General features: G+C 59.1%; 12 protein-coding genes. 6 read left to right on the top strand and 6 right to left on the bottom strand.

Annotated elements, in window-relative coordinates; all coding sequences use genetic code 11:
• Positions 1–387: 387 nt before the first annotated feature.
• Positions 388–1074, bottom strand: coding sequence for a gamma-glutamylcyclotransferase (locus ABI171_RS08520; protein ID WP_348092142.1), 687 nt, complete (start codon positions 1072–1074; stop codon positions 388–390).
• 108 nt (positions 1075–1182) lie between these two features.
• On the bottom strand, positions 1183–1539 hold the full coding sequence (locus tag ABI171_RS08525) for a hypothetical protein (protein ID WP_348092143.1): 357 nt from the start codon (positions 1537–1539) through the stop codon (positions 1183–1185).
• A gap of 189 nt (positions 1540–1728) precedes the next feature.
• Between ABI171_RS08525 and ABI171_RS08530 the strand changes: the two genes are divergently transcribed.
• Positions 1729–3225, top strand: a complete 1497-nt coding sequence (locus ABI171_RS08530; protein WP_348092144.1) for a PLP-dependent aminotransferase family protein — start codon at positions 1729–1731, stop codon at positions 3223–3225.
• 56 nt (positions 3226–3281) lie between these two features.
• Here the strand turns inward: ABI171_RS08530 and ABI171_RS08535 are convergent, their stop codons facing one another.
• Complete coding sequence (locus tag ABI171_RS08535) at positions 3282–4202, bottom strand: sugar kinase (RefSeq protein WP_348092145.1); 921 nt, start codon at positions 4200–4202, stop codon at positions 3282–3284.
• Between the two features lie 20 nt (positions 4203–4222).
• The gene (locus tag ABI171_RS08540) at positions 4223–5524 is read right to left on the bottom strand and encodes an amino acid deaminase (RefSeq protein WP_348092146.1); all 1302 of its coding nucleotides are present in this window, start codon (positions 5522–5524) and stop codon (positions 4223–4225) included.
• A gap of 196 nt (positions 5525–5720) precedes the next feature.
• Between ABI171_RS08540 and ABI171_RS08545 the strand changes: the two genes are divergently transcribed.
• From ABI171_RS08545 to ppk1, 5 genes are all read left to right on the top strand, one after another.
• Positions 5721–6602 (top strand): MurR/RpiR family transcriptional regulator, encoded by an 882-nt coding sequence (locus ABI171_RS08545; RefSeq protein WP_348092147.1) that lies wholly within the window; start codon positions 5721–5723, stop codon positions 6600–6602.
• Position 6603: 1 nt separating this feature from the next.
• Entirely contained in the window at positions 6604–8142 is a 1539-nt protein-coding gene (locus ABI171_RS08550; protein ID WP_348092148.1) for an amidohydrolase family protein, read from the top strand.
• Positions 8143–8346: 204 nt separating this feature from the next.
• Complete coding sequence (locus tag ABI171_RS08555; protein WP_348092149.1) at positions 8347–8730, top strand: RidA family protein; 384 nt, start codon at positions 8347–8349, stop codon at positions 8728–8730.
• A gap of 108 nt (positions 8731–8838) precedes the next feature.
• Positions 8839–10191 (top strand): GntP family permease, encoded by a 1353-nt coding sequence (locus ABI171_RS08560; protein ID WP_348092150.1) that lies wholly within the window; start codon positions 8839–8841, stop codon positions 10189–10191.
• A 243-nt stretch (positions 10192–10434) separates the two neighbouring features.
• The gene (ppk1, locus tag ABI171_RS08565) at positions 10435–12489 is read left to right on the top strand and encodes a polyphosphate kinase 1 (RefSeq protein WP_348092151.1); all 2055 of its coding nucleotides are present in this window, start codon (positions 10435–10437) and stop codon (positions 12487–12489) included.
• 14 nt (positions 12490–12503) lie between these two features.
• Here ppk1 and ABI171_RS08570 read toward each other — a convergent pair whose 3' ends face one another.
• Both ABI171_RS08570 and ABI171_RS08575 read right to left on the bottom strand, forming a co-directional pair.
• Positions 12504–13166: an amino acid ABC transporter permease gene (locus ABI171_RS08570; RefSeq protein WP_348092152.1), complete on the bottom strand. Its 663-nt coding sequence runs from the start codon at positions 13164–13166 to the stop codon at positions 12504–12506.
• 93 nt (positions 13167–13259) lie between these two features.
• A complete protein-coding gene (locus ABI171_RS08575) occupies positions 13260–14063 on the bottom strand; it encodes a cystine ABC transporter substrate-binding protein (protein WP_348092153.1) in 804 nt (267 codons plus the stop codon).
• Positions 14064–14152 lie beyond the last annotated feature (89 nt).

The following is a 14152-nucleotide window of genomic DNA, read 5'->3' on the forward strand; positions in this document are numbered from 1 at the left end:
CAGTTTCAGCAGTTCTGGATCGGGCTTGGCCCGTTTGTTACGCGTTGCGACGGTCATTGTTTCTCCTTGATGGCGGCAGTGTCCTGCCAAATGACCGTTTACACAAAATTATTTACACCCTCCGGCAGCTAGTCACTTTTTCTTGCTTCGCCAAGAAAAAGTAACCAAAAAGAAGGCGACCGCAAAGCCCTTGCCTTCCCTTCGGTCAGGTCCCCAAAAGAGGCGCGTGGCAGTCGGGTGGGGAAACCAACTCGCCTTCGGCTCAAACATGTTCCCCCACAATTCCCGACTGCCACGCGCCTCTTTTGGCAAGTTCTCAATGCGGGTACTTCAAATGCAACATCAACGGCAACTTCACAAGCAACTTCAACGTCAAAACCAGCGGGGTTAATTTTCTGTTGTGGTTTTTTGACAGGATTCTAGTTGCGCCCAGAGCCTCGCCAGATAGGGATCTTCAAATCCTTCTTTCAATAGTCCCTCCAGCGTATGCCGCAAATAATCCCTGGCCGGTCCATACAAGCCACAGGCGTCGCGCAAGTGGGAGATGATCGTGGGGTCGGGCAGTCGTCCGGCATAGCTTTCGTGCTGGCGGTTCATGACGAAGGCCAGGGCTTTGATGCGGGGGCCGGTTTTGCCGTTGAGTTGCATGGGTAGCCAGCGCGGGATGTAGGCGCCGGTGAGCATTTCGCGGCGCCATAGCATTTTCAGTTCGGTTTCTATGCTGATAGCGGGGATCCGGAAGGCGATGCCTTGGCAGGAGCCGCCGCGATCCAGGCCCAGCACCAACCCGGGATTATCCCAAGTGCCGCGGTTGATGCGGGAGTAGAGATAGAAGCCGCGGTGGAAGCCGTATAGCATGGCCGGTACGCGTTCGCTGTACTCCACCATCGGGTTCCAGATCAGCGAGCCGTAACCGAACAGCCAGACGTCGCCGTTGGGATCGGGTAGCGACGCCAGGGCGGCGCGCCAGGAGGCTTCCAGCGCTGCTTCGGACAGCAGGGCAGCCGCAATCGGGGTGTTATCCAGGAAGCTTCGGAGGCGGTCCTGTTCTAGATCTTCGCGCGTGATACTCATGCACACAGAATAAGCCAGATCAGGGTTTTGCAACAAGCGCTTTGCTGTATGTCCGCATGCCAAGCAGGGAGATATGTGGCGGCGGACATACTGTTTGTGGCTGGTTGTCTATGATTCAATGACATGCGTCTGGTTTGCCGCATACGCGGAGGTGTCGCTCCGACGCCGCCAGCGGGCCAGGAATGACGCCAGAAAATTTCCTGTTGGCACAATTACCAGGCCGGCAGCGTTGCTGCTTCCTTGCGCATGCAAGCGTACCCAGCCACTGCGCCGTATCACATGGCAATCTCCCTCGTGGAGCAGGGCGCAGTTGGCGACGCTGATATCGGTCAAATAACTGTCGGTTTCGGCGATCAGCATATTGCCTTGCAAAGAGACGATAGTCGTGCCGCGGCTGGCGTGGAACATGCTGCCGCTGCCGCGGCCTAGTTCGATTCTGGAGGTGCTGCCGGCGGGCGAGTTCATCGTGGTTTCCTTGTTTAATGAGACGGCTCCAGCGTAATCGCCAAAACGCTACCGAAACAGGCACAGCGATGCGTTAAATACAGCGTAACAGTCGGGGTATTTGCGGACCTGTTATTGTCTGTTTTGCTTTGTTCTGTATCTGTTTCGTTGTCCGCAAATGCCTCACACTCAAACAATTCAACCATCGCCATGAGCAAACCTCCCTTGTCGCTTTCATCGTCGCAATCCGTTACGCCGCAACTGCTGTACCGCCAGCTGGCCGGGCATTACCTGGCGGCGATCCAGTCCAGTACGCTGGCGGCGGGCGATCGCATGCCTTCGGTGCGCGACTTGATGCGGCAGCATCAGGTGAGCCTGTCGACGGCCTTGCAAGCGCTGCGTTACCTGGAGCAAGACGGCTGGCTGGAGGCGCGGCCGCGCTCGGGTTATTTCGTACTGCCTGCGCGGCGCCTGGCGCTGGCGGAAGAGCCCAACCTGTCGGCCATGCCAGCCCTGATGTCGGCCCAGTATGCCGGGATCCATGAGCGGGTCTCGGGAGTTATCGCCCAAGGCCGCAGCGCCAGCGTCACTCTCGATTTGAGCGGCGCCAGTTGTGCGCCGCAGCTGTATGCGGTGGAGGCCCTGAAAAACGCTGCGATCCGCACCTTGCGCCTGCAGCCTCAGGTGTTGACCAGCATGATGTCGCATAGCGGTAATCCGGCGTTCCGGCAAGTTCTCGCCAAGCGCAGCCTGACCATCGGCATCAAGCTGGCGCCGGAAGAGGTGATCGTCACCCATGGCTGCATCGAGGGGATCAACCTGGCGCTGCGCGCCGTGGCGCAGGCGGGAGATACGGTCGCGGTCGAGTCGCCGACTTACTACGGCTTGTTGCAGGTGCTGGAAAGCCTTGGCATGCGGGCTCTGGAGATTCCGACCAGCCCGCGCACCGGCATATCGATAGAAGCGCTACAACTTGCGCTGCAAACCTACCCCGATATCAAGGCGGCAGTGGTGGTGCCGAATTTGCAAAACCCGCTCGGCAGCATCATGCCGGACGAGCACAAGGCGCGTCTGGTGGCGCTGTGCGAAGAGCATGGCATGGCGTTGATCGAAGATGATTCGTATAGCGGCATGGTGCCGGAGACAAGCTCGGCCCGTGCCTTGAAATCCTGGGACCGCAGCGGCAATGTGATCTACTGCGCGTCGCTGAATAAAGTGCTGGCGCCAGGCATGCGGCTAGGCTGGATGGCTGGCGGCCGCTGGCAGGCGCGGATCGAGATGCTGAAATTTGCACATACGCGCGCCAACGAAGAATGGTCGCAGATCGCCGCCGCCGATTTTATGGCGTCGACCGCGTACGAACGTCATCTGCGCCGTTTGCGCGAGGCCTTGCGCTTGCAGCGGGCTCGCACCGCCGAGGCGATCGCGCGTCATTTCCCGAGCGGCACCCGCATCAACGTGCCGGATGGCGGTGCTTTGCTATGGGTGGAATTGCCTGCGCAACTATCATCGAAAGCCGTGTTTGAAGCGGCATTGCAGGAAGGGATCAAGACCGCGCCGGGCCTGATGTTTTCCAATTCGAAGCGCTTCGATCACTTTCTGCGGCTGAGCTGCGGCCAGCCGTTTTCGCCGCAGATCGAGCAGGGCATAAAGCGGCTGGGAGAAATTGTCGAAGGCTTGCTGGCGGAACGGGCGCGCGCTGCGTAACGGTGGCTGCAAAGCAGTGGGTACAAAGCAGCGCGTGCAGAGCAGCTCGCTGCTTTCTAGCTTGAGCCCAGTATTTCCTCAACCTGCGCCGCATGGGGAATTGGCGCTACCGCACCGTAGCCGGTAGTCGACAGCGCCGCACAGACGTTGGCGTAGCGCGCGGCCCGGAAGGGATCGTCGCCAGCCACCAGGCGGGCGATGAAGGCGCCGCCGAAGCAATCGCCGGCGCCGGTGGCGTCTACCGCTTCCACGCCGTAGGGCGGTACCAGGCGCCGTTCCTTGGCAGTGGCGACATAACAGCCTTCCGCGCCGAGCTTGAAAGCGATCAGGCCGATACCGTAGGATTGCAGCGTATCGACAATCGCGTCGCGGTCGTCAAGGCCGGTGAGGGCGCTGATGTCGTCCCAGCTGGGCAGGCAGATATCGCACAGCGCAAACGCCGCGCGCATTTTTTCGCGGGCGCGTTCCAGCGGCCACAGTTTCAGCCGCAGGTTGGTGTCCAGCGAAGTCTTCACGCCATCCTTGCGCGCATGCGCCATGGCCGCCAGTCCGGCGTCGCAGGCCGATGCGCTGATCGCCAGGCTGATGCCGGACAGGTGCAGCACCTTGGCGACTGCAATCGCCTCCAGCGGCAATTGCGCGCTGGCGTAGCGGCTGGCGGCGGAACCGGCGCGCAGGTAATCGAAGTGATGGCCGCCCTCGTTGTGCGACACGAAATACGCGCCAGTAGCCGCACTTGCATCGTTTAGCACGTGGCTGGCGTCGACTTGTTCCGCCAGCCACAGCGCACGCAATTTTTCGCCGAAGTGATCATTGCCGAGCGCGCTGATATAGCCGCTGCGCGCACCCTGGCGGGCTGCGGCTATGCAAAAATTGGAGGTGTCGCCGCCGAAGCCCTGCAAGTACATGCGTGCGTCATGGACGCGCTGGTTGAATTCCACCATCGCTTCGCCATAGGCCAGTATATCTATCGTCATTGCTTTACCCGGTGCTGAAGTCAAAAGAAAGTCTGGATTACATCGACCACTTGATGCTGCGGGTTGACCACGGCAATCTGACGCCATTTGTCGAAGGTCAGGCAAGGGTGCGAAATGTCGAAACCGATCATGTCGCCGACCTTGATATCGTCGCCGTCGGTAATCTGCAGGTAAGCGTGCTGGTCCATCATGCCGGTCAGTTGCCAGTGCGCCGGGGTCACCGTCGGCGCCTGATTCCCCGGACGAAAATGCGCAGCAGGCAAAGGCAGGCCGGCGTCAAATGCGGCGTCGCGCTTGCCGAGCGCGATGATGGCTTTGCCGGCTTCGGGAATCGATTGCACGTAAGCCCACAGTTGCAGCGCCGGCTGCAGCTCGGTGCGCATTTTGCGAGCGATAGGATTGCGCGTCTGTATCTGTGCCTGCGCCGCGCGATAAATGCCGACGTCGTGCGTCAGGTAGCAGCCGGGACGCAACACCACATCCAGCGGCAGGCCGATCTCGGTCTTGGCGAATTCCTCGGCGACCACGTCATACCAGGCCGAACCGGCGCCGGTCAGGATGACCGGCCGTGCCGTGGCGCCATCGGTGCGGGCGGCAAAGCGGCCATCTTTGGCCAGTTGCTTGGTGCAGGCGACTGCATGCTGCAAAAAGCCGCGGATGTCGGCTTCCTCTTTCAGGACGCCTTCGTAGACTTCGACGCCGGCCAGCACGATATTGTCAGGCCAGCGCTCCAGCGCCGCCAGCACCGCTGCCTGCTGTTGCGGGTTGCGGATGCCGGTGCGGCCGCCGTCAGGTCCCAGTTCCAGCAGCACATGCAATTTTTGCCGGCGCGCATGGAAGAAAGCGCCTAGTTGATCGACGCCGTCGGCCGAATCGACCAGACAGCAGAATTCAAACGACGGATCCGCCAGCAAATCGGCGATGATCGCCATGTTTTGCTTGCCGACCAGCTGGTTGGCCATGATCATGCGCCGCACGCCGTGCTGATAGGCGACCCGGGTCTGATGCGCGGTGGCCAGGGTGATGCCCCAGGCGCCGCCGGCCAGCTGGCGTGCAAACAGCTTGGGCGCCATGGTGGTTTTGCCATGTGGCGCCAGTTTGACGCCGTATTCGGTGACGAACTGCTGCATCCACTGCAGGTTGTGGTTCATGCGCTCTTCGTAAAGCACCGCCGTAGGCAGGCTCAGGTCTTCGCGCAGCAGGTTCCAGTTCAGCGCCTTGATTTCCTCGGCAGTCACAGCTTGCTGAAAAGCCCCAAGCCCCTTGTTCAAGGGATCGATAAGCGGGCTCTGGATATTGGTGTGATTGTTTGTAACACTCATATTTAACTCTCCTCCGTCATAATTCATTTGACGTAATCATATCCTTGAATTTACTATATTAGAAGCATGTTACAAAGTAACATAACAATTTTCATCTTGCCGTAACATCGAGGTGTTGTTGCGGTAGATGCAATATTTCTGACTGACCACACGGTATACCCATCGGAACGCCGTCGTGTAGCACTTCGTGGAGCGCATGAATCATCCATTCGATATTGTGTCGCGCATCGCCGAGCGTAGCAGCCAGTTGCGCCAGGCTGAGCAAAAGGTAGCGCAGGCGATCCTTGGCGACTTGCCGTTCGCCGCCAGCGCCAGCATCCAGACCCTGGCCAGGCAGGCCGGCGTCAGCGAAGCCAGCGTTACCCGTTTCGCCAAGGCCATCGGCTGCCGCGATGTGCGCGAACTGAAGATGAATCTGGCGCAGGCCGCAGCCATCGGCCAGCGCTTTTTGCGGACAGAGAATGTGCTTGCCGACGATGAGCTGCCGCAAATCGTCGACCTGGTTTACACCGATATCCACAAAGTGCTGGAAGTGAACCGCAGCTTGCTGAACCAGGAAACGCTGTTGCAAGCGGCGCAAACGTTGCTGCAGGCGCGCATGATTTATGCCTTTGGTATGGGAGGCGGCTCGACTATGCTGTCTGATGAGGCGCGCTATCGGTTGGTGCGGCTGGGCCGTCCGGTGGCAACCTATCACGACGCCATGTTGCAAAAAATGGTGGCGGCGACCTCGGACAAGAGCGATGTGGTGCTGGTCTTGTCCACCACCGGCAACGTGGCTGAGTTGAACGCCAGTTGCGCGGTGGCCAAGGAGTACGGCGTACAGCTGGTGGCGATTACCGCGCTTGGTTCGCCGCTGGCGGCGATGGCTGATGTGCTGCTGCCGCTGAAGTCGATGGAAACCGATTTTATTTTCAAGCCGTCGTCATCGCGCTACGCCATGATGATGGCGCTGGATGTGCTGATGACGGAACTGGCGCTGCTGCAAAAAGACCGTAGCCAGGAGCTGCTGCGACGCCTGAAATTCACACTGGATACGCATCGTGGCGGCAGCAGCCGCGAGCCGCTGGGAGATTGATATGGGTAGTGATGATATGAATACTGGCGACAATGCCGCTGAAATTCACCAATGCGATACGCTGATTCTCAACGTGTCCGTGATCGACGGCAGCGGCGGCGCGCCGTTTGCTGCCGATGTGGCCATTGATGGCGGTCGCATCGTGCAGATCGCCCGCGCTGGCGCCGATGGTGCCAATGGTGCTTTACTTGGTGCTTTACTCGGCTGGCATGCGCGACAAGTCATCGACGGCAACGGCAAGGTATTGAGCCCCGGCTTTATCGACGTCCACACGCATGACGATACCAATGTCATTCGCACACCCGTGATGTTGCCCAAGCTGTCGCAAGGGGTCACCACCGTGGTGGTCGGCAATTGCGGCATCAGCGCCGCGCCGGTCAGCCTCAAGGCGGAACCGCCTGATCCGATGAATCTGCTGGGCGAAGCGAGCGCTTTCAGCTATCCCACTTTCGCTTCTTATGTCGAAGCCGTCAACCAGGCCAAACCGTCAATCAACGTGGCGGCGCTGATCGGCCACACGGCCTTGCGCAGCAACCAGATGGACCGCCTTGACCGCGCCGCCAGCGACAGCGAAATCGCCGCCATGTGTGTGCAGTTGCGTGAAGCCTTGGCGCACGGCGCGCTGGGCCTCAGCACCGGCCTGGCGTATGGCAATGCGATCATGGCGCCGACCTCGGAAGTGCTGGCGCTGGCGGAACCGCTGGCCGAGGCTGGCGCGATCTACGCCACGCATCTGCGCAGCGAATTCGCCGATATCCTGGAAGCCATGGACGAAGCCTTCCGCATCGGCAAGCACGCGCGGGTGCCGGTGGTGATCTCGCACATGAAATGTGCCGGCGTCGAAAACTGGGGCCGCAGCGGCGAAGTGCTGGCGGCGCTGGAGCAGGCGCAGCGCTACCAGCCGGTCGGTTGCGATTGTTATCCCTACACGGCCAGTTCTTCCACCTTGGATTTGAAGCAAGTGACCGACACCATCGATATCATGGTGACGTGGTCAGAGTCGCAGCCGGCGATGGGCGGTAAAATGCTGGCCGCCATCGCTGCCGAATGGCAGGTCGACCTGATGGAAGCCGCGCGCCGCTTGCAACCGGCCGGCGCGGTATATCACTGCATGCAAGACGATGACGTCAATCGCATCCTGAGTCATCCGGCCACCGTGGTCGGTTCGGATGGCCTGCCCAATGACCCCTTGCCGCATCCGCGCCTGTGGGGCGCATTTCCGCGGGTGCTCGGCCATTACAGCCGTGAACAAAAACTGTTTCCGTTGACCGTGGCGATCCGCAAGATGACCGGCTTGTCGGCCGAGCGTTTCGGTCTGACCGAGCGCGGCCTGGTGCGCGAAGGCTATTGGGCCGACCTGGTGCTGTTCGATCCGGAGACGGTGCGCGATGCCGCAACTTTCGCGGATCCGATGCAGCCGGCTGAAGGGATCGAGGCAGTATGGGTGAATGGCGTCTTGTCTTATCTTGGCGGTGCGGAAAAAGCGCCTACCGGGTTGCGGGCGGGGCGTTTCCTGGCGCGAGAGGCTAGGGCGTGTTGACATAGGATTTGGGAGATGCGTTCAAGCCAAAACGTGTGGTGGCAAGCCATGCAACGCGGGCAACGCACGTTTTGGCTTGAACCCTCCGGGAACGGCTGCAGGCGTCGCATGCCGCGCGTTCGCACTCCCAAATCCTATGTCAACACGCCCTAATGTTCGTGTAGCTGTCGCAAGTTGAATTCTATTTTTTACTGAGGAGTAGTCATGACAATCAAACGATATGGTGTCGAAGGTGGTTCTGGAACCGGCGGCCAGCACCTGCCATTTGCGCGCGCGGTGGAGGCCGACGGCTGGCTGTATGTTTCCGGCCAGGTGGCGATGGTGGACGGCGAAGTGATCGACGGCGGCATCGTCGCCCAATCGCACAAGACCATCCAGAACGTGCTGGCTATCCTGAAGGAAGCCGGTTATGGTCCGGAACACGTGGTGCGTTGCGGCGTCTGGCTCGACGATACCCGGGATTTCCAATCGTTCAACCGTGTCTTCAAGGAATATTTCGGCGCCAATCCGCCGGCCCGCGCTTGCGTGCAATCGGCGATGGTGGTCGATTGCAAAGTGGAAGTGGATTGCATTGCCTATAAAAAATAATCGCGCAAGACGAAAGCGATTGGCTGTACAGCTTGGGTTACGCGTCACCAACCCAGGCTGCATTCGACCGAAGTATTCATAAAATATAAGCAAACATAGGAGGATTTGATGGAGATGGTTCAGGGAAATCTGTTGCTCCTGTACGCAGTGATTGCAGTGATCGCACTGGTGGTGCTGATCGCCAAGTTCAAGATGAATCCGTTCATCGTACTGATTGTGGTCTCGGTGATACTGGGCCTGGTGGTCGGCATGCCGATGGCAAATATCGTCAAGTCGTATGAAACCGGGGTCGGCGGCGCGCTGGGGCACATTGCGCTGGTGGTCGGGCTGGGCACCATGTTCGGCAAGATGATGGCCGAGTCGGGCGGTGCAGAACGCATCGCCAACACGCTGATCGGCGTTTTCGGCCCCAAGCGGGTGCATTGGGCCATGATGGTGGTGGCGCTGATTGTCGGCTTGCCGGTATTCTTTGAAGTCGGTTTCGTGCTGCTGATTCCGATCGCTTTCAACGTCGCCAAGCGTACCGGCACCAACATGATCATGGTCGGTATCCCGATGGTCGCCGGTCTTTCGGTGGTGCATGGCTTGATCCCGCCGCATCCTGCCGCGCTGTTTGCCGTGACTGCCTACAACGCCGATATCGGCCGCACCATCATGTATGCGCTGATCGTAGGCATTCCAACCGCCATCATTGCCGGTCCTTTGTTTGCCAAGCTGATCAGCCGTTTCGTCATCCCTAATCCGGACAATCCACTGATCGCGCAATTCGTGGAAGAGGGCAAGACCCGTGAATTGCCGGGTTTCGGCATCACCATCGCCACCATCCTGCTGCCGGTTGCGTTGATGTTGCTGGGTAGCTGGGCTGATGTTTTTTTTACGCCAAAGACATTCGCTAACGATTTCATGCGCCTGATGGGCAACTCGGTGATCGCACTGCTGATCGGTACGCTGGTGAGTTTCTATACCTTCGGCAATTCGCGCGGTTTTGATCGCGAGGCCATCCTCAAATTCACTACCGAATGCCTGGCGCCTATCGCCGGCATCACGCTGATCGTCGGCGCCGGCGCCGGCTTTGGCCGTATCCTGATCGATGGCGGCGTCTCCAAAGCGATTGTCGAAGTCGCCAACAATGCGCATTTGTCGCCGTTGCTGCTGGGCTGGTTCGTGGCGGCGCTGATCCGGGTTGCTACCGGCTCGGCGACTGTCGCCATGACCACCGCTTGCGGTATCGTGGCGCCGATCGTCACTGCCGGCACCGTCGCTGTCAGGCCGGAACTGATGGTGCTCGCCACCGGCGCCGGTTCGCTGATTTTGTCGCATGTGAATGACGGCGGCTTCTGGCTGGTCAAGGAATACTTCAACATGACCGTGACGGAAACCTTCAAGACCTGGACGGTCTGCGAAACCATTATTTCGGTGGTGGCCTTGTTGCTGACGCTGGGGTTGGCTACGGTGATTTGATCAGCAGTTAAAGTAGTGGCGACGTTGTTAGAGCGGCTTGCAGAATCTGGTTTCTGCAAGTCGTTTTCTTTTTTAGGCGACAAGATATCTTTGGCTTTCACGCTGCACCGTCTGCTGTCGGACACGGGTTTGTCATTCTCGCGTCACATTCCATCCTTACAATCAATAACGTCATATTAGTAATCTGCCAATTGTGCAGGCTGTAAATCGTCCATCCCCCTAGCTCACTCTATCGACCGGAACATGACTTTTCCATTGCTCAACCGCGAACTCGGCGTACTTGCCTTTAACGAGCGGGTCCTGGCCCAGGCTGAAGATCCATTGGTGCCCTTGCTGGAACGGCTGCGTTTTGTCTGCATCACCAGTAGCAACCTGGACGAATTTTCAGAGATCCGCATGTCTGGTTTGCAGGAGCAGATCCGGGTTGCTGTGGATGGCGTGACGCCTGACGGCATGTCGTTGCAGCATGCCTACAGCACCATCAGCGAGCGCGCGCAGAAGCTGGTGGCGCGCCAATATGCGCTGTTCAACGAAGTGCTGCTGCCAGCGCTGAACGCCGAGGGCATTGCGTTCTATCAGGAATCCGAATGGACCGAGGAACAAACCGCCTGGGCCCATGAATTTTTCAAGACCGAGCTGCTGCCGGTGCTGACGCCGATCGGCCTCGATCCGGCTCACCCGTTTCCGCGCGTGTTGAACAAGAGTTTGAATTTCGCCGTCAAGCTGAGCGGCAAGGATGCCTTCGGCCGCGAGACCGAACTCGCCATCGTGCAAGCGCCGCGGGTCTTGCCGCGGCTGGTGCGGATGCCGGAACACCTGTCGGCCCATCCTTACGGCTTCGTGCTGTTGAGCAGTTTCATGCAACGCTTTGTCGGCGAGCTGTTTCCGGGTTTGTCGATTGGCGGCTGCTATCAGTTCCGCGTGACCCGCAACAGCGACTTGTTTGTCGATGAGGATGAGGTGACCGATCTGCGGCTGGCGTTGCAAGGAGAGCTGCCGACGCGCCAGCTCGGCAATGCGGTGCGGCTGGAAGTGGCCGACGGCACGCCGGCTTCGTTGGTGCAGCGCTTGCTGAACCAGAACGGCCTGATGCCGGCAGACTGCTACCGGGTCAACGGCGCGGTCAACCTGGTGCGCCTGATGCCTTTGCCTGATCTGGTCGACCGCCCGGATTTGAAATTCACGCCGCATTCGCCGGTACTACCAAAGGCGTTTACCACCGGCGCCTCGGTCTTCGATATCATCGACCAGAACGATGTCTTGCTGCACCATCCTTACGAAAGCTTCCATCCAGTGCTGGAGCTGTTGCAGCAGGCCGCGATCGATCCCGACGTTCTGGCCATCAAACAGACCATTTATCGTACCGGCAACGACTCGCCGCTGATGAGCGCCCTGATGCAAGCCGCCAAGAACGGCAAGGAAGTCACGGTAGTGCTGGAGTTGATGGCGCGCTTCGACGAAGAAACCAATATCGGCTGGGCCGCCAAGCTGGAGGCGGTCGGCGCCCACGTGGTGTACGGCGTGTTCGGCTACAAGACGCATGCCAAGGCACTGCTGATCGTGCGCCGCAAACGGCACGCCAAACATACCAAGTTGAAACGTTACGTGCATCTCGGCACCGGCAACTATCATCCGAAAACTGCGCGCCTGTACACCGATTTCGGCTTGATGACCAATGACGACAAGATCTGCGAAGACGTGCATAACGTGTTCCAGCAATTGACCGGTTTCGGCAAGCAGGTGCCGCTCAAACGCCTGTGGCAATCGCCGTTTACCTTGCATGCCAATGTGCTGTATGCGATCCAGAAAGAAGTCGACGCGGCCAAGGCCGGCAAGCAGGGCTACATCATTGCCAAGATGAATGCCTTGCTGGAGCCGACCGTGATCGAAGCCTTGTACCTGGCCTCGCAGGCGGGGGTCAAGATCCAGTTGCTGATTCGCGGCGTCTGCGCCTTGCAGCCGGGCGTGCCGGGCTTGTCGGAAAACATCAAGGTGCGCTCCGTCATCGGCCGCTTCCTGGAACATCACCGGGTGTTTTATTTCTATGCCGACGGCGAGGAACATGTGATGTTGTCGAGCGCCGACTGGATGGACCGCAACCTGTTCCGCCGCATCGAAACAGCGTTCCCGATCCTGGACGGCAAACTCAAGCGCCGCGTGATCGAGGAGAGCTTGCTGGTGCACTTGCAAGACAATGCATCGGCCTGGGATATGGATAGCGACGGCAGCTACCAGCGCGCACATCCGGGTGACGCTACGCCGCTGGTGAGCCAGATCGATCTGCTATCGCGTTTTTGACGGCAAATCGATTGCTAGTTTGATTTATGCGCCTGCCCGAGCTTGCGCTCCAGGCGGATTTGCAAGCGTTCAAAACACATGCTCAGGCACCAGTAGATCGCCGCCGCCGCCAGATAAAGCGGTAGCGGCCGGAAGGTCACCGCAATCACTTCCTTGGTCGCCAGCATCAGTTCGGTCACGGTGATGACCGACACCAGCGAGGTATCCTTGATCAGGCTGATCAGGGTATTGCTCATCGACGGCACCGCCAGCCGGATCGCCTGCGGCACCACGATGTAGCGCAAGGTTTGCCCGTAGTTCAAGCCGATGCTGTAACTGGCGGACCATTGCCCGGCATGCACGCCGAGAATCGCGCCGCGCAAACTTTCCGACAAGTAGGCGCCGGCGTTCAGACTGAGCGCCAGGATGCCCGCCGTCAGCGGCGAGAAGCTGATGCCGATGCTGGGCAAGCCATAATAGATCACGAAGATTTGCACCAGCAGCGGCGTGCCGCGCATCAGGCTGACATACACGGTGGAGGGCCATTGCGCCCAGCGCGACGGTACGATGCGGGCGATGGCGAGGGGAAAACCGAGCAGCAAACCGCCCAGCATCGACGCCACCGCGAAAATCAAGGTATAGCCGACGCCGCGAAACAAGGTCGGCGCTGATTGCTGCAGCAAATCCAGTAATTCCATAGGGTCTCTGTTAAACCTAGATTCTCGGCCTAAAAAAACATCCCCGCAGTGGGCGGGGATGTCTGGTTTAACCGCAGTGTAGCGCGAATCAAGTTACTGCGCCGATGGCGCTTTGCTAACGTCAAAGCCGAACCATTTGAACGAAACCTGCTTGAAACTGCCGTCTTTCAGGATGTCGTCCAGTGCTTTATTCAAAGCTGCTTCGAACTTCGGATTGCCTTTTTGAAAAGGAATGCCGATTTTATCGATGTCGCCGAACGTGGCGCCGGCCTTCAACGGCAGGTTGGAGCTCTTCAGCAGATAGCCGACCAGCAAGCGGTCATTCAAAGCCGCATCAATACGGCCGCTGGCCAGGTCGGCCAGGTATTCAGGCGATCCCGGATAGGTTTTGACGTCGATGCCTGGAACCGCCTTGGCTTTCTGCTCGAAGTTGGTGCCCTGGCCCAGGCCGAGCTTGTAGCCCTTCAGCGATTCCAGCGTCGGGAAGCTGCGCTTCTCGTCTTTCCTGACGATCAGTTGCGCCGTGGAGAGGGTATAAGGTTGCGAAAAATCGAAGGCCTTTTGACGGGCTTCGGTAATCCCGACCTGGTTCAGGATGACATCGTACTTGCCGGCGCCGAGGCCCGCCAGGATGCCGCTCCATTCAGTCGTTGTGAATTCCGGCTTCACGCCCAGCTTGGCTGCCAGCAGTTTAGCCACATCGACTTCAAAGCCGGTCAGCTCACCGCTTTTCGGATCCTTGAAATTGAACGGCGGGTAGTTGCCCTCCATCGCCACCTTCAAGGTGCCACGGGATTTGACGGTATCGAGCAAATCTGCCGCGAAGGCATTCAGCGTTACGCTGGTGATCAGGATTGCCGCTGCGATTTTGCTGAGTTTTGACAGTGTTGTGGCCATTTTTTATCCTTTGGTTGAGGGCACAGACAAGCACGGGGTGTTGCTGGTGACGACTATGTTAAGCGGTTTTGCGGGCAAACGTAAAATGA

The organism is Collimonas sp. (assembly GCF_039923675.1).
GTDB lineage: Bacteria > Pseudomonadota > Gammaproteobacteria > Burkholderiales > Burkholderiaceae_D > Collimonas.